The organism is Thioclava sp. PTB-PU3-1, from assembly GCF_055666785.1.
The window spans coordinates 197982-218505 of sequence record NZ_JBVNVL010000006.1; the positions used below are offsets into that span (position 1 = coordinate 197982).

The window sequence follows — 20524 nt, forward strand, 5'->3', positions numbered from 1 at the left end:
GGGCAACGCTACGATTTCTCCCGGAGCCCGGATGACCAACAGCCCGATCCTCTTCTCGCATATCCTGACGGGTGCGCCCGACCCCGACGGGCCTGCCGACATCGTCGAGGCGTTGCGGGACGAGCGGCTCGCCTGGGCGCATCTGGACGGGACGCATCCGCAGGCACAGCGCTGGATTCGCGAGGAGCTGGATTACCTCGACCCGCAGGCGGTGGAGGCGTTGCTCGACGTCGATACGCGCCCGCGGATGAGTCAGATCGGCGAGGGGCTTCTGGTGATCCTGCGCGCGATCAACTTCAACGAGGGCGAAGACCCCGAGGATATGGTCTCGCTGCGGATGTATCTCGACCGGCAGCGCATCCTGACGATTTCACGCAAGCGGGTGCGCGCGATCGAAGGGATGAACGCGGCGATCCGCGACGGCAAAGGGCCCAGCGATGCGGGAACCTTCCTCGTGCGACTGACCGAGGATATCGTCGGCAATATCGGGGTGTTCCAGACCGAGTTGGACGAACGTGCCGAGGCGTTGGAAGATCAGGTCTATGGCGGGCAGGCCGATCACATGCGCCACGATGTTCTGGATTTGCGGCTGCAGGTGATTGCGGCGCGGCGTTACCTCGCGCCGCAACGCGAGGCGTTGATCCGTCTGACACAGGCGGAGAGCCCGCTCATCGACGAGGTCACGCGGCGCGAGATCGAGGAAGAAGCGCTGAAGATGACGCGGATTTCGGAAGATATGGACGAGCTGCGCGATCAGGCGCAGGTGCTTCGCGAAGAACTGTCGAGCCAACTCTCTGACCGGGTCAACCGCAACACTTTCGTGCTGTCGGTCGTCTCCACGATCTTCCTGCCGCTCGGGTTTCTTACCGGTCTGTTCGGGGTCAACATTGGCGGGATGCCGGGGCTGAACTCCGACAATGCGTTCGATTATCTGGCGGTCGTCTGCGTGGTGATTGTCGCCGCGCAGTTGATGGTCATGGGCCTCCTGCGCCTCTATTCGAAGCGCAGGAAGCGGTAGTCTCTCGAGATCAGGCGGCCTCGCGCATGTGGCGGCCTTCCTGCACTTCCTCGATGATCTTGGCGACGAAATCGTCCAGATCGTTCGGGTTGCGCGATGTGACGACGCCATTGTCGGACACCACGGATTCGTTCACCCAGTCGCCGCCGGCGTTTTCGACATCGGTGCGCACCGAATGATACGAGGTCATCTTGCGCCCCTTGGCGATGCCGGTCTCGATCAGGAGCCACGGCGCGTGGCAGATCGCGGCGACCACCTTGCCTTGGTCGTAGAAGCTGCGCAGCAGGTCCAGCGCGCTTTTCTCGACGCGAAGAAGGTCGGGATTGATCTGACCGCCGGGGAGAACGATCGCATCGTAGTTGGAGGCGACGACGTCGGAGATCTTGCATTGAACCGAAACGGTCTCGCCCCAGTCGGTCTCGTCCCAGCCGCGAATGTCTTCGCCGTCGAGCGAGGCGAGGTCGATTTGCGCGCCGGCCTCGGTCAGCTTGTCGCGCGGAACGGTCAATTCGGCTTGCTCAAAACCATTGGTGGCCATGATCAGAATGCGGGCTTCGGAAATCTTGGGCATTTGCTTTCCTTTCCTTGAGGCGCAGCTTGCGCAGGTTCGGGAGAAAAACGATCTGCGCCCGGCATGCGTTCCACGGCGATTTCTTCGGCGGGGAAATGCGAAAGATCGGTGGAAAGGCACTTGATTTCGGTCGCGTGAGACTTTAGCACCCACGCCACGGCCTAGGGGTATAGCTCAGTTGGTAGAGCATCGGTCTCCAAAACCGAGGGTCGCGGGTTCGAGTCCCTCTGCCCCTGCCAGCCGTTTCCTGAAAATTTACGTTCGTTCGCGTAACGTTCCCGAAGTGGCGTCCTTTGACGCCGGTTTTGGGCGCTGTCGCGAGGAACCGTCGTGCTTGGCAGAATTTTCCGGGTCTTTCAGCGATATGTGGATGCGAATCTCCGGATTTCGCGGAGGGTGCCGGATCTGGGGCCGCGCGCGGCGGCTCGGGGGCTGCAGGTCACGCGCTACGATTTCCGCGGCAACCGTCTTCGTCTGGAAGGGCGAATCGATGCGCGCGAGGTGATTTTGCGGTTTGGGGGCGTGGCGCAGCGCTGCGCGCTCGAGCCTGAACCATCGGGGCCGGCGAAGTTTGCCTTTGACGTGCCTTTCTGGCCCGGCAAGGTGGAACTGGCCATTCCCGATACGGATGCCGATGGGCAGGGTGAGGAAAGCTGGGTTTTGCCGCCGATCGGCAGGGTTCGCCTCGCATGGGGGCAGCTGCGTCTTGCCCTGGTGTTCCTGTGGCGAATCGCCCGTCATGCCCGCAATATCTGGCGCTGGCGACACCACGGCGACAGTGCCGCGGGGTTCCGCGTGAAATCCGCGCTCGGTTTCGTCGGGCAATCGCGGGGCGTGACCCTGCCGTCCGACCTTCTCCGCGCCTCTTCGCCGACTGAGCCGTCCACGTTCCCCGCGATCGTGATCGTGTTGCCCGTGTTCAATGCGCGGGCGCTGCTGCGCGAGGCGCTCGCCCGCGTCGTGCAGCACACCGATCTCGATTGGCATCTGATCGTGATCGAGGATCGCTCGACCGATCCAGAGATGGGGCCATTTCTACGCAATTGGTGTGACGGTCGGGCGAACGTGACGCTTCTGGAAAATGGCACAAATCTCGGCTTCGTCGCGTCGGTCAATCGCGGGTTTGAAGCGGCGCTCAGGCGCTTTCCCGATCGCCCCGTAGTCTTGCTGAATTCCGATGCCCTCGTGCCTGCGGGCTGGGCGTCGCGGCTTGTTGCTCCGCTTTCCGATCCGCAGGTCGCAAGCGTCACGCCAATGTCGAATGACGCGCAGATATTGTCCGTGCCGACAGCCGGAGCGCGGAGCGATCTGCCGCCCGGTGCCGTCGATCAGATCGACGCCGTCGCCGCGCGCATGAACCCTGTGCAGGCGCGCGCCGAACTGCCGACCGGGATCGGCTTTTGCATGGCGCTCGCGCCGCACTTTCTTGCCAAGCTCCCGCGATTCGACCCCGCGTTCGGGCGCGGCTACGGGGAAGAGACGGATTGGTGTCAGAAGGCGCGGCGGCTTGGCGGGCGGCATATCGGGATCGGCTCGCTCTTCGTGGAGCATCGCGGTAGCGCCTCCTTCGGTGCGGCGGCGCGGCGAAAGCTACTGGACGCCAATCAGGCGAAGATCGAGAGGCGCTATCCAAGCTATCCGCGCGCCGTCGATCGTTTTCTCTCCACTGATCCGCTCGCGGCCCCGCGTTTCGCGCTCGCCCTGGCCCGAGCGGGGGCGCTGCAAACCGAGCCGATCAAGTTATGGCTCGGACATTCCCTCGGCGGCGGTGCGGAAATGTGGTTGCGCAAAGAAATCGCCTCGGAGCTTCGCGCCGGGCGGCGGGGCGTCGTTCTTCGCGTCGGTGGTGCCGTGCGCTGGTCCATCGAGCTTCACGACCCGCTCGGCCTGAGCACGATCGAGACAATGGATCGTGCGGTGGTGCTATCCCTGCTGCAGCTTCTGCCGGATCGCCACGTCATCTATTCCTGCGGCGTTGGCCATCCGAGCCCGCTCGAGATACCCGCGCTGCTTACGGAACTATCCGCGACGCAGCAGCTCGATATCCTGTTTCACGACTACTTGCCCCTAAGCGAGGCCTACACGCTCCTGCGTGCGCCAAACAGCTTGCGCGAGATCCCCGAGTACATCGGCCCTCGGGCCAAGTCTCGAAAGCCGTCTCAGCGCTCTTCAACCGACGATCTGTCGGATTGGGAAAGCGCGTGGGGCGCGGCACTGACCAGCGCAACGCGATTGCAAGTATTCTCCCGCAGCTCCGCAGAAATTGTGGCTTCGGCTCGTCCCGATTGCGCGCATAAGATCGACTGCAAACCGCATCATGTGGCGCGCCCTGCGGCTCTCATTCATGCGCCTCCGGGACACCAGGAGGGGTCCCGCACCGCGGGCTCTGTTCTTGGCGTGCTTGGTCATATCAGCGTCCACAAAGGCGCAGCGGTTGTCGAGGCCTTGGGGGAGGCCTTCGCTGCGGACGACCGCGCGCGGCTGGTGCTGTTGGGAAATCTCGATCCGCGGTTTCATTTGAGCGCGCCGAACCACGTCCACGGCCCGTTTGAGCCCCTAGATTTACAGATTCTGATCGCGCGCTACGGAATTGACCGATGGCTGATCCCATCGCTCTGGCCGGAGACCTTTTCCTTCACCACGCATGAGGCGCTCGCCACCGGCCTGCCGGTGTATTGTTTCGACCTTGGCGCTCAAGCTGAAGCGGTCAGAGCGGCAGGCGCACAGGAGGGTGTCTTACCGGTGCCACGCAGGCCATCGGATATAGACATCGATCGCCTCTTTGGGGCGCCCGCCACGCAGAGGTGGGTGGCATGACGCTCGAAGACAGTCATGCGATCTTTCATATAGGCGCCCCGAAATGCGGCAGTTCGGCTCTTCAAGCAGCATGGAGCGCGGAACCGGACCGGCCGTCGCGCACCGGTTTGCGTGTGCGCTATATCGGCGCGGTGCGGGTGGGCGGCAAACTCATGCCGTTGCGTGGCAGGGCCGTGCGCCGCGCTGCCGCGCTATCTCCCTATGGCTATGTCTCGATGCCCGATCCCGGCCGGGAGATCGCGGCGAAATCTCTCGGCGATTTCGTCTTGCGCGAGATCGCACGCGCGCGGCGGCGCGGCTATATCCCTTTCTTCTCGAATGAGGGCTGGATTCGTCGTCCCGAATTCTTCACGCGGCTGCTTTCAGACCTCGGCCATCCGCCCGTGACCGTGCTGGCCTTTCTGCGTCCTCCCCTGACGTGGATGAACGCGGCGTTCTGGCAATGGGGTGTCTGGAGCCGGCCCCGCTTCGACGATTGGCTTTCGTCCCGCCGTGTCCCGTTCAGCTTTGGCGGAGATCTCGCAGCCTGGGCGCGCATCCCCAACGTAGGATTGCAGGTCGCGCCGGCAAAGCTGGATGTGGTCACCTTCGCCGACGCTTTGCTGGGAACGTCGAGCAACGCGATCGGACCGTGCCACAGCACGGGCGGCGCAGCACAGTTTGGGTTTCTGCTGCGCAATCGTCGTTTTCGGCCGGACAGCCATCGCGCGGAGATCGAGTTCGTATTGCAACGGCAAATGGCGAACGGCCCCACGCTGCGCCGCGCGTGGGCTATCGCGCCACATCACGTCGAGACACTGCAGCGGCTTGCACAGAGCCATCGTCGAGAGCTCAAGCGCGTCTTACCCAACGTACAAGCGGAGGGGATATTCGACGACCCGCTCTGGACGGCGCCATATCCGTATCATCCTGAAATCGAGCGCGGCCCGGCGCCACTCGATGATCTCGATGAATTGCGCGCGTTTGCAGGACGGCTTCTTTCAAAACCGTTGTCCGAGGGGGCCGAGCTCGGTGCACTCGACGCGTCTATAGCGGAGCGGCTAGGTGTCCTTTTGCGCGAGGACCGTTCCTTTCGGTGGCGGACCGCTCTCCTTGGAGCGCCGCGAGATCAAACGCCGCGGCCGAGATCGTTCACCTTGCGAGGAGATCCCGGTAGCTCGTCCTGAGGGCAAAAAGGCCAAGGGCCAGCGCCACGAGCGACACGCAGATTACGTAGAACGCAGAGAGATAATCGGGCTGATAGGTCGGGAAAAAGCCGCGTCGCAGATAGCCGATCACATGGACCAGCGGGTTAAACCAAAGGGTATCCGCGGCCCAGCGCGGCAATTGGTCGGTGAGAAAAAAGACTCCGGAAATCAGGAACATCGGTCTCATCAGGATCGACCATATCTGCTGCCAGACCGGCGCGCGCAGAAAGAGGTAGCAGTTCAGGGTGCCGATTCCGAACGACAGCAGTACGGCGAGACCTGCTGCTTCGAAGATACGCAGCGGATCTGGGCTCGCGCGGGTGTCGAGAATCAGGAGGCATCCGTGAAGGACGAGGTAAGAAACAACAAGTTTCGTCAGCGCATTCAGAACGAGCCGTGCGATGAGCGCGTCGGCAAAGCTCACAGTCGGATAAGCGAGGAGCGCGCGCGAGTAGGTGAGTGCGTTGGCGACCTTCGACTGAACGTCTGAAAACAACATGAATGGCAGTAAGCCCGTCGCGTAGAAAAGGGCGAAACTGGCCCCGAGCGGCGGGGCGTGAAAGGTCAGCGAAAAGAACAGCGTCAACAATGCGACGCCGCCGATCGGCTCGAGCAACGCCCAAAGATAGCCCCCTGGTGAGCGACCGTAGCTTGCCGAGATCTCGCGCAGAATGAGCGCGCCGATGGCACGAAGCGCCGGAAAGGACCGGGCCGGGATGTGCGCCGCGCGGGAGGAGAACATTTCGAGCCTCGTTTACCGGTTTTCAATTCGGATCGTGTTCGCTGGAACCTGACGCGACCGATAGTGGAGCCAATTGTGAAACACGCGGTTAACGAGCCTGCGCAGCCGACGCCCGTCCTCGCGAAGGGGGCCGGATTGCGCGAAGTGCCAGTGCCGCTCCGGCCGATGCCGAGCGCATACGCGCCCCCCGCACGCAAGGCGCGCTGGCGGCGGCGGCACCAGACTGTGGCGTTAAGCTTCCTGGCGCTGGTCTTCGCGCCGGTTCTGGTGGCGGCCTATTATCTTTACGCGCAGGCCGCGGATCAGTTCGTTTCACGCGTCGGCTTCACGGTTCAGCGGGAGGAAATGGCGCCGGCGCTCGATCTTTTCGGCGGTCTGTCCAGCCTGTCGGGCGCGTCTTCGAGCGACACCGACATTCTCTATGAATTCATTCAAAGCCCGAGCCTTGTTGCGCAGATCGACGACGCGCTCGATCTGAAGGCGATCTGGTCGCGCGATCGGTCCGATCCGGTCTTCGGGCTTCCTGGCGACGCCACTCTCGAGGAGCTTGTCGCCTATTGGAACCGCATGGTTCATGTGCGGCACGGGGCGGGCGCGGGACTGCTCGACCTCGAGGTGCGCGCTTTCGATCCCGGCGCGGCACAGCGGATTGCGCAGACCTTGATGGCACAAAGCTCTGCGATGATTAACCGGCTCAGCAATGCGGCGCGCGAGGATGCGATTCGCCATGCGCGAGGAGAGTTGCGGCGCGCCGAGGCGCGTCTGACGACGGCGCGCACGGCGCTCACCACTTTCCGCAATCGCCACCAACTGATCAGTCCGGAGATGGATTTGCAGAGTCAGGCGGGGGTACTGGGGTCGCTGCTCGAACAGCAAGCGCAGGTGATGATCGAGAGTGATCTGCTGCGCGGCACGGTGCGCAGCGGGGCGGACCCGCGGTTGAAGCAGGCGGAGCGGCGACTTGCGGTGATCGAGGACAGAATCGGAGCGGAGCGACGCAAGCTCGGGATCGATGGCGGCTCCCAGGAAGAGGCCTTCGCGAGCATCGTCGGCGAATACGAGCGGCTTATGGCGGAGCGCGAATTCGCAGAGCGCGCTTATGCGGCGACGCGCGCAGCTTATGACGCGGCGGAGGCCGAGGCGCGCCGGAAAAGCCGGTTTCTCGCGACCTTCATGGCGCCAACCCTTGCCGAAAGTGCCGAATATCCACGGCGCGAAACGCTTCTGGCGTTGATCGCGGGTAGCCTCGTTTTGCTTTGGGCGATTGGCATCCTGGTGGGCTACGCGATCCGGGACCGTCGGTAACGGCGATGATCCGGCTGCAAAACCTCAGCAAGAGTTTCCGCGTCCCCGGTGGCGAGAAGGTCGTGGCGCGCGATATTCGCGCGAGCTTTCCAAGCGGCCGATCCGTCGCCTTGCTAGGGCGAAACGGGGCCGGAAAGTCGACGCTGCTGCAGATGATCGCAGGTACCGCGCGTCCGGATCGCGGGAGGGTGATTGCGCGGGGCAGCGTGTCGTTCCCGGTGGGCTTCGCGGGCTCGTTTCACAATGATCTGACGGGCGCGCAGAATTGCCGCTTCATCGCGCGGATCTACGGTGTGGATACCGATGAGATGGTGGCTTTCGTCGAGGCGACCGCCGAGCTAGGGGCGCATTTCCGGATGCCGCTGCGCAGCTATTCTTCCGGGATGCGCGCGCGATTGGCGTTTGCGACGTCGATGGCGATCAGCTTCGACACCTATCTCGTCGACGAGATTACGGCGGTCGGCGATGCCGCGTTTCGCGAGAAGAGCGCAGCCCTGTTTCGCGACCGGCTGAAAGATGCCGGGGCGGTTGTGGTCAGCCACTCGATGAACCAGTTGCGCGAGATTTGCGATTGCGGCGCGGTGCTGGAGCGTGGGCGGCTTGAGTTTTTCGACGATCTCAACGCCGCGATTGCCTGCCACGAACGCAACATGCTTTGAGCTGGGCGCTGTGAGCCGTCGCATTCTATTAAAATATTGAGAGAAAACCCTTTTTGGGCCGCTTTTCCTCCGCGCTCCGTGCCCAGCCGCGCCTCACAGTTGAGACAGTGTGAACATGGAAAGCGGAGGTGACTATGCCTCAATTGGTGCCGGTCGCGACTGTTACGAATGGCGCGGAAAACTTCCTGACGTCGATCACCGACCTGCTTCTCGTGCAGGGCGAGACCGGGCCGACGCTCTATTCGCTTTCGAATGCGCCGGGCGGTATCTCGCAGATTCCGCTGACTGCGCGGCTGAATTCGAGCGACCTGGCTTATCTGAGCGAGAGTGCGGGGCTGGATGCAGCCGCGACGCTGACCGAGATTTCGATCGACGGCAGCCCCGCCTTGATGGTGACGGGTTCGGCTTCGGGCGCGTTTCAGGCGGTCTGGCTGAACCAGAATGACGGCGGAATCAGCGATGTGTTCACGCTGCCGGGGGCGGTCGCGCCCGGTGCGGTGCTTGCGATCGCGCCGCTGCAACTCGACGCGCAGAGCTTTTTCGTCGGCGCACTGTCGCATGGCAGCGGGCTGCACGTCTGGCAGATGGGTGCTGGAGGCCGGATGACCGAGATCGCGCAGGGCATCGCGGGCGAGATCTGGTCAGAGAACGACGTCCATGCGCTCGCCACGGTCGAGATTGAGGGCGCGCAGTATGTCCTTGCGGCTTCGGTGACGGATAATTCGCTGACCACGCTCGCGCTCGATACGCAGGGACAGCTGCAAATCGCCAGTCAGATCGATGCGCGCGACGGCCTTTTCATCAACACACCGAATTCGATCGAGACGATCCAGGTGGGCGGACAGGCCTACGCGCTTCTGGGGGCCGCGGGCACAAGCTCGATCTCTGTCGTGGCGCTCGGTCCGGGCGGGCGGATGGAGGTCACCGATCAGATCAATGACGATCTGGGCACGCGGTTCGACGGCATGACGACGCTCGAAGCCGTGACGATGGGCGATCAGGTCTATGTGCTGGCCGGAGGCGCCGATGACGGGGTCAGCCTGCTTACGCTGCTGCCCGGCGGCAAACTGGTCCAGATCGGGACTCTGGCGGACGGGCTAGAGACCGCGCTGTCCGATCCGGCTGCGGCGGCGATGATCGCCGATGCGACCGGGCTCGATATTTTCGTGGCGGGCGACGTGCCCGCGAGCGTGAGCGATCAGGGGATGGGGATCAGCCATATCAAGGTGGAGTTGGGCCCTGCCGGTCTGGCGCTGAAGCTTGGCGATGGCGGCGAAACCGCAAACGGAGGCGTCGAGAACGATCAGATTTCCGGTGGCGCTGGCGATGACCAAATTCGTGGCGGGGCGGGGGCCGACATTCTGCAAGACGGCGGTGGCGCGGATTCCCTCTGGGGCGGCGAAGGGCAGGATGTGTTCGTGCTCGACGCGGACGGGCGCACCGATTTCATCATGGATTACGAGCCCGGCATCGATCGGCTCGACCTCTCGAGCATGGCGTGGTTCTACACCAAGGAGGCTTTGGATATCGCCCCGACCGCGACGGGGGCGGATATCCGGATCGGCGATGAGCGGGTGATCGTGAATACCGCGGACGGCTCAAGCCTGAGCGCTGCGGATTTCGAAACCTCGGAGCTGCGCGATCTGTGGCATTCCGCGATCAACCCGCTCGAGGTTGGCGATATCCACAAGGAAGGTACCGCGCAGGGCGATCTGATCGACGGGCGCGGCGGCGATGATCTGCTCGTCGGCAATGACGGGTCGGATATCCTGCAAGGCATGGCGGGCGATGATCTGCTCAATGGCGGGCGGATCGATCGCAGCTACGACCCGTTCGCGGCACAGGTGTTCCGGGTCTATCAGGCGACGCTTGACCGGGCGCCCGATGGGAACGGTCTGCACTATTGGACGGACCTTCTGTCGAGCGGCGCGGTCGAACTGCAGGAGGTTGCGGATCGGTTCATCAACTCGCCGGAATTCCAGTCGAACTACGCGGAGACGAGCGACGCGGAGTTCCTGACGCTGCTTTACCAGAATGTTCTGGATCGGGACCCCGATGACGGGGGGCTGACCTATTGGCTCGACCAGCTGGATCAGGGGGTAAAAAGTCGGGAGGAGATTGTTTTGGGATTTTCGGAAAGCCCGGAATTTCGGGATTCGACAGAGATCGACACGCTCATGCTGAGCCATGCCAGTGCGCAGACGGATTTCACCGATGACGTGTTCCGTTTGTATCAAGCGACGCTGGGGCGCGAGCCGAACCTTGGCGGGATGATGTATTGGAGCGAGATGCAGGCGGACGGGATGGAGTTTCTCGATGTCGTCTCCGGCTTCGTCAATTCGCCCGAATTCACGTCGACCTATGGCAATCTCGACGATGCCGGTTTCGTCTCGCTTCTCTATCAGAACGTCTTGGGGCGCGCGCCGGATAGCGAGGGGCTGACATGGTGGGTCGATCAGCTCGACAGCGGGGGCTACACCCGCGAGAAGGTGGTCGCCTCATTTGCGCAAAGCCCCGAGATGATCACCCAGACGGCGCAGCCGCAGATCGATTGGTTCCGCTCTTTCGGCTTCGAGGATCAACTCGATGGCGGCGAGGGGTACAATCTGCTGCAGGGCGGTGCGATGGCGGATCAGTTCGTCTTCCGCGCCGATGAGGACGGGCACCACGTCATTATCGATATCGAGCCCTGGGATCGGCTGAGCTTCGATGGCTTCAACTACAGCTCTGCCGCCGAAGCCCGCAGCCATATGGTCGAGGCGGGCTCCGGCGTGACCTTCACCGATCAGGGGGTCACGGTCGAGTTCATCGATGCCGATCTCGGCCTGTTCACCGACGGGATGTTCGACGTCTCGGGCTAGGTGAGTTCGGTTCGCAGCGCCGCAAGGTAGCGCGCCACGAGGGTCTGCGCGCGCTCCGGTGTCGCGGCTTCGGCATAGCAACGGCATTCGGGTGCGTTGCCCGAGGGGCGCAGATGGACGATCTCGCCCGAGGGGAAGGTCAGGCGCAGCCCATCGGTGCGGTCGATCTGTTCGGCTGGGGCGAAATCGCTGAAGAATTCCGCCCGGGCGGTTGGGTCGTCGGCAAGGCGGTCAATGAAGGCGCGCGAGCGGTCCGTCGGGACTTCGGCGACCCGGTCGGCCGCGGTGAAACGGGCGGGAAGCTGGGCGACAAGGCCGCTGAGGGCGGTGCCGGCCTGTTTCGCTGCAACAAGCGGAGCGACGATCGGCAGCAGGCAATCGCGCGTCGCGAGCGGCGCAATCGGCCCCGCTGGACCCGTCGCGGTGAAGCCCAGGAGGAAGCCGCCATTGGGCTCATAGCCCACGACCTTCGCGGCGGGATCGGCATCGCGCGCCGCCTCCATCGCGGCGATCACGAAGGGCGAGCCGATCTTCGTGCGATGGATGCTGTCGAATTCGGGCATCGCATCGACCATCGTATTGGCGGAGACCGGCGTGCAGAGGATTTTCGCCCCGAGAAGCCGCGCGGTCAGCGCGCCCAGCACGTCGCCGGGGATCAGTGTGCCGGTCTCGTCGCTCAGCATCGGACGATCGGCATCGCCATCGGTCGAGATCACCGCATCGAGCAGATGTTCGGCGCACCAGCCTTGCAGGGTTTTGCGGGTGTCGGGATCGACCGCCTCGGTGTCGACGGGGATGAAAACGTCAGAACGTGCGAGCGGCACAGCCGTCGCGCCCATCGCCTCCACCGCGGTGACGAGGATGTCGCGCGCGACCGAGCTGTGTTGATAGACGCCGATGCGCAGCCCTGCGAGGGCGTCCGCCCCGAACCCGTCGACATAGCGGGCGATGTAGCGCGCCGCGGTGTCCGCCCCCGGGATTTCGGGTGCCGGTTTTTCGGCTGCGGGTTGGTCCTGACCGAGCCGATCGAGGATAGCGGCCTCGTCTTCCTTCGCGATCTCGCCATGCGGGACATAGAACTTCAGCCCGTTGCGATCGGCGGGAATGTGGCTGCCGGTGACCATGATCGCCGAATTGCCCGCTCCCATCGAGGCGAGCGCCAGAGCGGGCGTGGGAAGTGCGCCTTCGCGAATGGCGGTGAGGCCAGCGGCGCGGATCGCGGCGATGACGGTCTCGGCGATTGCGGGGGAGGAGGGACGCAGGTCCCAGCCGACATGGACGGCGTCGCCCTGCGGACAGGCCGAAATGAAAGCGCGGGTGTAATCGGTGACCAGCGCGTCGGTCAGTTCGGTCACGAGGCCGCGCAGGCCGCTGGTGCCAAATTTCGGTGCCATATGTCCTCGAATGCTGCGCCGTTGAAATTGGGCCGAACCTAGGGGGAGGGGGGCGGACAGGCAAGCACCGTGCGCCGCTCTCAAACACGGTTAACGCTGGGTTCCTATCGTCGGCCTCCATCGCAACCCAGCGCAGGAACTCCCGATGTCCGATCAGACCGCCAATCTCGCGCTGCCGCTTATCCTTGGCAGCCAAGCCCAGAAACACGTCACCCATAACGAGGCGCTGCAGCGGCTCGATGCGCTCGTGCAGCTTGCGGTGATTTCGCGCAGCGTCACCGAACCGCCGATCGGTCCGCCGGAGGGGGCGCGGTATCTGTTGCCGACCGGGGCGCTGGGCGCATGGGCGGGGCAGGACGGGGCGCTTGCGATCTTTGCGGCCGGGGCGTGGCAATTCCTGACCTCGCGCGAGGGCTGGCGCGCTTTCGTGCTGGATGAGGCGGTGGAGCTGGTCTTCGCCGCAGGCGCTTGGGAAGTGCCGCCGTTGCCGGAGTTGAGCCAGCTCGACGGGGTCGGGATCATGACCGGCTATGACGCGGTGAACCGGCTTTCCGTCGCGGCGGAGGCCACGCTTCTGAGCCATGCCGGCGCAGGCCATCAGCTCAAGCTGAACAAGGCGGCGGCGGGCGAGACGGCAAGCCTGTTGTTCCAGTCGAACTGGTCGGGCCGGGCCGAGATGGGGCTGGCAGGCAGCGACGATTTCGCAATCAAGACGAGCGCGGACGGCGCGACCTGGTTCGAGGGGCTGCGCCTCGATGGCGTCACGGGGCGCGCGGCCATGCCGCAAGGCGCGGTGATCGACGGGGCGCTGACGGGCAGCGGTGTCGTCGGCACGGTCGCGCAGGTTGGAGGCGTGTCGACGGGCGCCGTTATCGAGCAGGGCAGCACCGCCTCGGGTGATTACATCCGCTTTGCCGATGGCACGCAGATTTGCTCGGCGCAGGTGAGCCTTGCTTATGTCGCGGATTGGGCGCTCAAGCAGGACTGGGCCTATCCGGCGCAATTCGCGCAGGCGCCCTGTCTGAGTGTCGCGCTCGATGCGGACAGCCTCGCGGCGGGCAGTGCCATTGGCGCGGGCGCGATCTCTTTCGCGGGTGTCGAGGGCGTCACAAGTTCGGGCGCGCGCGCCGTGGTCTACGCCGCGAATGGCGCGAGTTTCCTCAGCGGTGAAAGCTGCGATCTGAGCATCACCGCGATCGGGCGCTGGGTGTGACGCTCACTCGGCGGGGCGGGCGATCGGTTTGCACGCCCCGTCGAGCCGGGTGAAAATCTCGGACAAGCGGGCACTGTAGCGCGCGGCAATCGCATCGACGGAGAAATGGCGGCGCACGAAGGCTTCGGCCTGCGCCGCCTTTTTCTTGCGCGCGTCCGGGTCGCTGTGTGCCGCGCGGAACTGGGCGACCGCGGCGGCGTGATCCGGCTCGCCCCAGTGCATTCCGGGCTCGACATAGAGATAGTCCTGCGGCGCGACCTCGATCTCGGACGCGGGCACGAGCCACGCAGTGTCCTCGTTGCAAAATTCCAGATTTCCGGAATAGCTCGTGCACAGGACCGGCACGCCAAGCGCCATAGCCTCGAGCATGCCGAACCCCCAGCCCTCGGAGCGATGTAGCGACACGTAGAGGTCCGCGCCGGCCATCAGCTCCAGCACCCCCGCGTGATCGAGCGTCTCGTCGAGCAAAGCGATGCGCGGGTCGGCTGAGACGAGCCGGTCGATTTCGGCCCAGAGCGTAGCCTGTGCCGCGTCGCAGACATGGCCACGATTTTGCGTCTTGATCAGCAGGCGTACCTCCGCGTCCTCGGCGAAGGCTTCGCGGAAGGCGTGGATCGTGCCGAGCGGGTTCTTCCGTTGCACGAAGGAGAAGCTGTCGAAACTGGCGAGGCAGACGAAGCTTTCCTCGGGCCAATCGTTGCGTTGGCGCAGGGCGCTGCACGCGTGGGCGCGGTCGATGGCGGGCGGTTCGGGATAACACATCCCGACATTCACCACCGGCGTGTCGGTCGCTTTGCGGTAAATCTCGGCGCAGTATTCCGAGGGCACCCAGACCTCGTCGACAAGGTCGAGCGCGAGGTGGTGACACGCCGGGGCGCGGTCCAACTCCCAATGCATATAGGCGATGTTGTAGGCGCCGGAGTAGCAGTCGGCATCGAAGGCGTAGGCCGGGGGCACCGCGTCGCCATTCAGGTGCAGCAGGTTGATGCGCGCGGGGCGGGGCGCGCCGGTCTTGGCGCCGTCTTGCACGGGCGTCGGATTGTCGCGCGCGCTTTCCACCGCGTTGAGCGTGACGTCGCAGCGGGACAAAATGTCATGCGACAGCCGCGTCGATTGGCCCAACCCGGAGGCTTTCGCGAAGGGGCCGTGGATCTGAACGTCGACGGGGGTGCCCTCGGGGATGGGGTGCGTGGCGGCGGCGATCCGATGGCCGTCGCGCGTGCGCAGGAAGGACATGCTCTCGAGGTCGAAGCCCTTCTCGCGCAGCGCCGCAGCATAGCGCGCGCGGGTGATCGGCGGGCCGGGATGCAGTTGCAAGCAGACATCCGAGAGGCGGCCACCTTCGAGCAGCGTTTTCGTTTCGCTGCGGGGCAGGAATAGAAGGATCTCGGGCCGCTCGACCGCGAGGATCATCGCGAGCACATGCAGCATCCGGCGGTGACGCTCGGTCTTCGGCGAGAATTGCGCGAGCGGCGGGGTCGCCTCGCGCAGGCCCAGAAGCCCGCGGGTCATCGGCCAGGGGCTGGAGCCTTTCGTCTCTGCCAGCGTCTCGATCAGGCTGTCGGGGAGAAGGCAATCGCCGAACCCGAGCGACGGGGCATCGCGGAGCGCCCATGCGGATGCTGCGTCCGGGTCGCCGGTCTTGCCGAAGAGGTCCATCGCGCGGCTCGGTCCGCCGGGGCGGGTCTGCGCATTGAGCCAGTCGATCGCGGCGCGGCTCAGTGGGATCTGCTGAGACGGATGCTGCGCGGCGTAGCTGTCGAGATACCAGCGCAGGATGTCCGACGCTGCCGCATCGCTGCCATCGAGGGGGAGTTCCTCTGTCATGCCCGCGCGATGGCGCGCGTAATCGATGTAGGAAAAGAAGGGCGCGGGCAGGTCTTCGCCCTGCGCGGACCGCGTCGCGAAAAGCGGTTGCTGCGCAGTCAGGTCGGGCATTTCCGTCTGTGCGGTGGACGCGGCGCGCAATGTGATGATCGGGCCATGCAAATAGCGATGCAGGGCGTCTTTCTCCTTCGGAAGCGGCGTCGCGTCGGCGTCGAAGCACAGCGTGGCGATTGGGCCGCTGCCGGGGATGTGGAGGCTGATTTCGCCGCCCGCGGCCTCTTGCTGGGCCGCCGAAAGCGGCAAGGCGAAACCATGATTGCCCGCGCCGATGCCAGCCTGTGCAAGGTCGGCGCGAAACATCGCCGCGCGCCCCGAGAGGAGCCGCCCGGCATTGCAGTGGATTTCAATGTCGAGCGGAGTGCTATCGCCTTTCTTCGCGATCCAGCCGATCACCCTCCCGTTCTCGATCCGCTCCAGCGCTCCGCGATAGCCGCGCAGGCGATGGAGTAGGGAGACGGCTGACGGCGGCGGAACGAAAGTCGACATGCAATTCCTTGATGAAAAACAACCTTTGGTAGAGTCACCCTAGCCGATTGCGTGACAGTCGCAACCGTCTTGCGCCGCCCGAGATGCCCCGCACGGCGCGACGGCCGTTATTGCGGCTGCCCCATCAGTTGCTGGGCGAGCGTCGCGGCGGAGCTTTCGCGCGCTGCGGCGATTTCCGTCAGGCTTTGCGTCACATCGGCGTCCAGCTTGGCGGCGGCGTCGGTGCCCGAGAGGCCGAGCACGGGTGCGGCCTCCGACAAAGGCGCGTCGAACAGCGCCTGCGCGATCGCGAATTGCGGAGGTCCGCCACGCGCGCCGCTTTGAGAGCTCGTCGCGGCGGGAAGGACGAAGGCCAGCGCCGCCACGACCGAAAGCGCGAGCGCCAGCCCCATCGGCGCGCGTTTGAAGTAGTTGGTCATCGGCCGCCAGTTCTTCCAGATATGCAGCGCGAACGGCAGGATCAGCACCATCGAGAGCCATTCATGCATGCCGTGGAACCACGCGCTGCCCCAATGGAAGAACAAGGCGATTCCTGAAATCAAAGAGACGAGGAAAAGGCCGGTGATGAGCGGTGTGGCGTAGCGGTTGAGGATGGCGGGCATCGATGGCTCCTGTCGAATCGCGGCTGTGCTGACCGCGCGGGTTGTCGGATGTTAAGTTGCACGCGCATCGATGGATTTTCCGTTATCAAAGCCGGCTTGCAGTGGGCGCATGGCGTCCGCGGAGGGGCAGGCGGTCGCAACAGCCTTGAAATCCGCGAGGGGAGCAAGTATCTGGCGGCAGTTGCGCCGAAAGCGGCGCGGTATTTTCGGCTCAAGGGCGCCGCATTGGGCGCGTAAGGAACGACGACGATGGCAAACCCACTCCAGTTTCTCCAGCAGGTGCGCTCGGAAGCGGGCAAAGTGGCTTGGCCGAGCCGCCGCGAAGTTCTGCTGACGACCGGCATGGTGCTGGCGATGGCTGCGCTGACGGCAATCTTCTTCTCGCTCGTGGACTGGGTCATCCGTCTCGGCGTGACGCAGGTGATCGGGAGCTGATAGGCCCCCGGCGCTCTCCGCCAGACCTCATTCGCAGTTGCGGCAACGAAGTGATCGCGCTCCGGCCTTACGCTCTTGAAATCACAGGGCTCCGGCGGTAAAGGGGCGGGACTTTCCCAGAGGCGGCGTGCATCGATTCGCGTGGTGCGCGCTGTTTTTTATTCTGGGAGACACGGGTAATCCCGTGAAATAACAGGAATTTTCGGCGCTCCGGCGTCGTCGGCAAGGGGCAAAGAATCGGCATGGCGAAGCGTTGGTATTCGGTAAGCGTTCTCTCGAACTTCGAGAAGAAAGTGGCCGAGCAAATCCGTCAGGCCGTGATCGATCAAGGTCTGGAAGACCAGATCGAAGAGGTTCTGGTGCCGACCGAGGAAGTGATCGAGGTGCGTCGCGGCAAGAAAGTGACCTCCGAACGTCGCTTCATGCCGGGCTACGTGCTGGTGCGGATGGAGATGACCGACAAGGGTTATCACCTGATCAACTCGACGAACCGGGTCACCGGGTTCCTCGGGCCGCAGGGCCGGCCGATGCCGATGGGCGATGCGGAAGTGAACCGCATCCTCAGCCGTGTCGACGAATCGGGTGAGCAGGCCGCGCCGCGCAGCCTCATCACCTTCGAGGTCGGCGAGAACGTGAATGTGACCGACGGGCCCTTCGAGGGCTTCTCGGGCATGGTCGAGGAAGTGGACGAGGCGGCGAGCCGTCTGAAAGTCACCGTCTCGATCTTCGGCCGGCCGACGCCGGTCGAACTGGAATACACGCAGGTGCAGAAAACCGCCTGAGTGTGAGCCGTGGGAGGCGAGGGGCCCTGCGCGACAGGGACGCCCGGACCGAACCACTAAACTTCGCGACCCCCTAGGGGCGTGACAGTGATAAGGAGAGGGCCACATGGCCAAGAAAGTTGTTGGGCAGCTCAAGCTGCAAATTCCGGCAGGCGGCGCAAACCCGTCCCCGCCGGTCGGTCCGGCGCTGGGTCAGCGCGGGATCAACATCATGGAATTCTGCAAGGCGTTCAACGCCAAGACGCAGGAAATGGACAAGCAGGCGAAGATCCCGACGATCATCACCTACTACGCCGACAAGTCGTTCACCTTCGAGATCAAGCAGCCCACCGCGAGCTTCATGATCAAGCAGGCAGCCGGTCTCAAGCCGGTCGGCAAGCGTAACCGTCCGAAGGGTTCGGAAGCTCCGGGCCGCGTCGTCGCCGCGACCATCACCGCCGCTCAGGTGCGTGAGATCGCCGAAGCGAAGATGAAGGACCTGAACGCCAACGACATCGAAGGCGCGATGAACATCATCCTCGGCTCCGCGAAGTCGATCGGTATCGAGGTGAAAGGCTAAGTCATGGCAAAGCTCGGTAAACGCACCAAAGCCGCCCGCGAAGCCTTCGCCGGCAAGTCCAACGTCTCCGTCGAGGAAGCCGTTTCGCTGATCAAATCGAACGCGAACGCGAAATTCGACGAGACCCTCGAAATCGCAATGAACCTCGGTGTCGATCCCCGTCACGCCGACCAGATGGTTCGTGGCGTCGTCGCTCTGCCGAACGGCACCGGCAAGACCGTCCGCGTGGCTGTCTTCGCTCGTGGCGCGAAAGCGGACGAAGCCAAGGAAGCCGGGGCCGATATCGTCGGCGCCGAGGACCTGATGGAAACCATTCAGGGCGGCACGATCGAATTCGATCGCTGCATCGCGACCCCGGACATGATGCCGATCGTCGGCCGTCTGGGTAAGGTCCTGGGCCCGCGCAACCTGATGCCGAACCCGAAAGTCGGCACCGTGACGATGGACGTGAAAGCGGCTGTCGAAGCGGCAAAAGGTGGCCAGGTTCAGTTCAAGGTCGAGAAGGCCGGCGTCATTCATGGCGGCATCGGCAAAGTCTCCTTCTCCGAGGAGCAGCTGGCCGAAAACATCCGCGCCTTCGTGGATGCCGTGACCAAAGCCAAGCCCGCCGGCGCGAAAGGCACCTACATGAAGAAGGTGTCCCTGAGCTCGACGATGGGCCCGGGCGTCGCCGTCGACATCACGTCGGCGACCGGCAACTAAGAGAATTCCACCGGGGGAAACCTCGGTGGGTGGTAGGGCGGCGGCCTGACGCTTCCGCCCTGACCTGTCCGAGACGGAGGGTGCCTGATCCCGCAAGGTGACGGCTTAATTTCCTTCCTGAGATGGGGATCGAGACCAATTCCGGGTTTGGGCCTTCGGGCCGATCTCGGGCGATCTGGCCTCGGGCCCTTCGGACCCGACCCCGGGAAACCGGGACAATGAGAGCCGGGGGGAAACCCCCATACTTGGAGTGTAACTGTGGATAGAGCCCAAAAAGAGAAAGTGGTCGAGGAACTCGGCCAGATCTTCGCAAGCTCTGGCGTCGTAGTGGTTGCTCACTACGAAGGCATGACGGTTGCTAACATGCAGGACCTCCGCGCGCGCATGCGTGAAGCGGGTGGTTCGGTTCGTGTTGCCAAGAACAAGCTCGCCAAGATCGCCCTTGAAGGTCAGCCCTGCGAAAGCATCGCTGAATACCTGACGGGCATGACCGTGCTTTCCTATTCTGAGGATCCTGTCGCTGCGGCGAAAGTGGTCGTCAAATATGCCAAAGAGAACGAGAAACTCTCGATCCTCGGCGGCGCAATGGGAGACTCGGCACTCGACATCGCTGGTGTCAAAGCTGTCGCTGACATGCCGTCGCGTGAAGAGCTCATCGCTCAGATCGTGTCGCAGATCGGCGCACCCGCTTCGAACATCGCCGGTGCCGTTGGCGCGCCTGCTTCGAACATCGCGAGCATCCTTTCGACCATCGAGGAAAAGGCTGCGTAAGCAATCGACTTGTCCCGTAGCGGCTTGAAACCGCGACGTTGGAAACCCAAATCTAGGAACTGAAAAATGGCTGATCTGAAAAAACTCGCCGAAGAAATCGTGGGTCTGACCCTCCTGGAAGCCCAGGAACTGAAAACCATCCTGAAAGACGAATACGGCATCGAGCCCGCCGCTGGTGGCGCTGTCATGATGGCCGGTCCGGCTGCTGGTGGCGAAGAAGCTGCTGAAGAGAAAGACGAATTTGACGTCGTTCTCGTCGAAGCTGGCGCTCAGAAGATCAACGTGATCAAAGAAGTCCGCGGCATCACCGGCCTGGGCCTGAAAGAAGCCAAAGAGCTCGTTGAAGCTGGCGGCAAGGTCAAGGAAGGCGCTGCGAAAGCGGAAGCCGAAGAGATCAAGAAAAAGCTCGAAGACGCTGGCGCGAAAATCGAGCTCAAGTAAGCGAGCCGGATGCGACTGCATCCGATCTGAAAAAAGGGCTGGGTCCGGGGTTTTCCCGGGCCCAGCCGAACCTGTCTCGGAGAGGGCTTTGG

18 protein-coding genes and 1 tRNA gene are annotated in these 20524 nt (G+C 63.8%); 14 read left to right on the forward strand and 5 right to left on the reverse strand.

Going from position 1 to position 20524, the window contains the following annotated elements:
* Positions 1–31 precede the first annotated feature (31 nt).
* Positions 32–1018: a zinc transporter ZntB gene (locus ACZ7GB_RS16375; RefSeq protein WP_472159544.1), complete on the forward strand. Its 987-nt coding sequence runs from the start codon at positions 32–34 to the stop codon at positions 1016–1018.
* A gap of 10 nt (positions 1019–1028) precedes the next feature.
* Here ACZ7GB_RS16375 and ACZ7GB_RS16380 read toward each other — a convergent pair whose 3' ends face one another.
* Positions 1029–1589 (reverse strand): type 1 glutamine amidotransferase domain-containing protein, encoded by a 561-nt coding sequence (locus ACZ7GB_RS16380; RefSeq protein ID WP_472159546.1) that lies wholly within the window; start codon positions 1587–1589, stop codon positions 1029–1031.
* 163 nt (positions 1590–1752) lie between these two features.
* Between ACZ7GB_RS16380 and ACZ7GB_RS16385 the strand changes: the two genes are divergently transcribed.
* From ACZ7GB_RS16385 to ACZ7GB_RS16395, 3 genes are all read left to right on the forward strand, one after another.
* Positions 1753–1828: transfer RNA gene (locus ACZ7GB_RS16385), tRNA-Trp, on the forward strand.
* A gap of 91 nt (positions 1829–1919) precedes the next feature.
* Positions 1920–4406 (forward strand): glycosyltransferase family 2 protein, encoded by a 2487-nt coding sequence (locus tag ACZ7GB_RS16390; protein ID WP_472159548.1) that lies wholly within the window; start codon positions 1920–1922, stop codon positions 4404–4406.
* Positions 4403–5572: a hypothetical protein gene (locus ACZ7GB_RS16395; RefSeq protein WP_472159550.1), complete on the forward strand. Its 1170-nt coding sequence runs from the start codon at positions 4403–4405 to the stop codon at positions 5570–5572. The genes ACZ7GB_RS16390 and ACZ7GB_RS16395 overlap by 4 nt, the downstream gene beginning before the upstream one ends.
* Here ACZ7GB_RS16395 and ACZ7GB_RS16400 read toward each other — a convergent pair.
* On the reverse strand, positions 5538–6335 hold the full coding sequence (locus ACZ7GB_RS16400; RefSeq protein ID WP_472159551.1) for an ABC transporter permease: 798 nt from the start codon (positions 6333–6335) through the stop codon (positions 5538–5540). The two genes, ACZ7GB_RS16395 and ACZ7GB_RS16400, sit on opposite strands and share 35 nt — an antisense overlap.
* On the opposite strand from ACZ7GB_RS16400, the gene ACZ7GB_RS16405 reads away from it, so the two are divergent.
* The 3 genes from ACZ7GB_RS16405 (at position 6312) to ACZ7GB_RS16415 (ending at position 11160) form a co-directional block, all read left to right on the forward strand.
* Entirely contained in the window at positions 6312–7640 is a 1329-nt protein-coding gene (locus ACZ7GB_RS16405) for a KpsE/RkpR family capsule polysaccharide export protein (protein WP_472159552.1), read from the forward strand. The genes ACZ7GB_RS16400 and ACZ7GB_RS16405 overlap by 24 nt on opposite strands.
* A gap of 5 nt (positions 7641–7645) precedes the next feature.
* Positions 7646–8299 (forward strand): ABC transporter ATP-binding protein, encoded by a 654-nt coding sequence (locus tag ACZ7GB_RS16410; protein WP_472159553.1) that lies wholly within the window; start codon positions 7646–7648, stop codon positions 8297–8299.
* A gap of 134 nt (positions 8300–8433) precedes the next feature.
* On the forward strand, positions 8434–11160 hold the full coding sequence (locus ACZ7GB_RS16415) for a DUF4214 domain-containing protein (RefSeq protein WP_472159554.1): 2727 nt from the start codon (positions 8434–8436) through the stop codon (positions 11158–11160).
* Here the strand turns inward: ACZ7GB_RS16415 and ACZ7GB_RS16420 are convergent.
* Positions 11157–12554: a phosphomannomutase gene (locus ACZ7GB_RS16420; RefSeq protein ID WP_472159555.1), complete on the reverse strand. Its 1398-nt coding sequence runs from the start codon at positions 12552–12554 to the stop codon at positions 11157–11159. The two genes, ACZ7GB_RS16415 and ACZ7GB_RS16420, sit on opposite strands and share 4 nt — an antisense overlap.
* A 145-nt stretch (positions 12555–12699) precedes the next feature.
* Between ACZ7GB_RS16420 and ACZ7GB_RS16425 the strand changes: the two genes are divergently transcribed.
* Positions 12700–13767: a DUF2793 domain-containing protein gene (locus ACZ7GB_RS16425; RefSeq protein WP_472159557.1), complete on the forward strand. Its 1068-nt coding sequence runs from the start codon at positions 12700–12702 to the stop codon at positions 13765–13767.
* Between the two features lie 3 nt (positions 13768–13770).
* On the opposite strand, the gene ACZ7GB_RS16430 is transcribed toward ACZ7GB_RS16425, so the two are convergent.
* Together ACZ7GB_RS16430 and ACZ7GB_RS16435 are read right to left on the reverse strand one after the other, a co-directional pair.
* Positions 13771–16140, reverse strand: coding sequence for a glycosyltransferase family 4 protein (locus tag ACZ7GB_RS16430; protein WP_472159558.1), 2370 nt, complete (start codon positions 16138–16140; stop codon positions 13771–13773).
* Between the two features lie 107 nt (positions 16141–16247).
* Positions 16248–16742 carry a DUF4405 domain-containing protein gene (locus ACZ7GB_RS16435; protein WP_472159560.1) on the reverse strand — a complete coding sequence of 165 codons (495 nt, stop codon included), beginning with the start codon at positions 16740–16742 and terminating at the stop codon, positions 16248–16250.
* 249 nt (positions 16743–16991) lie between these two features.
* Here ACZ7GB_RS16435 and secE point away from each other — a divergent pair, with 249 nt between their 5' ends.
* The 6 genes from secE to rplL all read left to right on the forward strand — a co-directional run bounded on the left by secE (position 16992) and on the right by rplL (position 20432).
* On the forward strand, positions 16992–17177 hold the full coding sequence (gene secE, locus ACZ7GB_RS16440) for a preprotein translocase subunit SecE (RefSeq protein WP_075773824.1): 186 nt from the start codon (positions 16992–16994) through the stop codon (positions 17175–17177).
* Between the two features lie 242 nt (positions 17178–17419).
* Positions 17420–17959, forward strand: a complete 540-nt coding sequence (nusG, locus tag ACZ7GB_RS16445; RefSeq protein WP_075773825.1) for a transcription termination/antitermination protein NusG — start codon at positions 17420–17422, stop codon at positions 17957–17959.
* Between the two features lie 106 nt (positions 17960–18065).
* A complete protein-coding gene (rplK, locus tag ACZ7GB_RS16450; RefSeq protein ID WP_078521322.1) occupies positions 18066–18518 on the forward strand; it encodes a 50S ribosomal protein L11 in 453 nt (150 codons plus the stop codon).
* A gap of 3 nt (positions 18519–18521) precedes the next feature.
* On the forward strand, positions 18522–19220 hold the full coding sequence (gene rplA / locus ACZ7GB_RS16455; protein ID WP_075773827.1) for a 50S ribosomal protein L1: 699 nt from the start codon (positions 18522–18524) through the stop codon (positions 19218–19220).
* A 258-nt stretch (positions 19221–19478) separates the two neighbouring features.
* Positions 19479–19991, forward strand: a complete 513-nt coding sequence (rplJ, locus tag ACZ7GB_RS16460) for a 50S ribosomal protein L10 (protein ID WP_078521320.1) — start codon at positions 19479–19481, stop codon at positions 19989–19991.
* 66 nt (positions 19992–20057) lie between these two features.
* Positions 20058–20432, forward strand: coding sequence for a 50S ribosomal protein L7/L12 (gene rplL, locus ACZ7GB_RS16465; protein WP_078521318.1), 375 nt, complete (start codon positions 20058–20060; stop codon positions 20430–20432).
* Positions 20433–20524 lie beyond the last annotated feature (92 nt).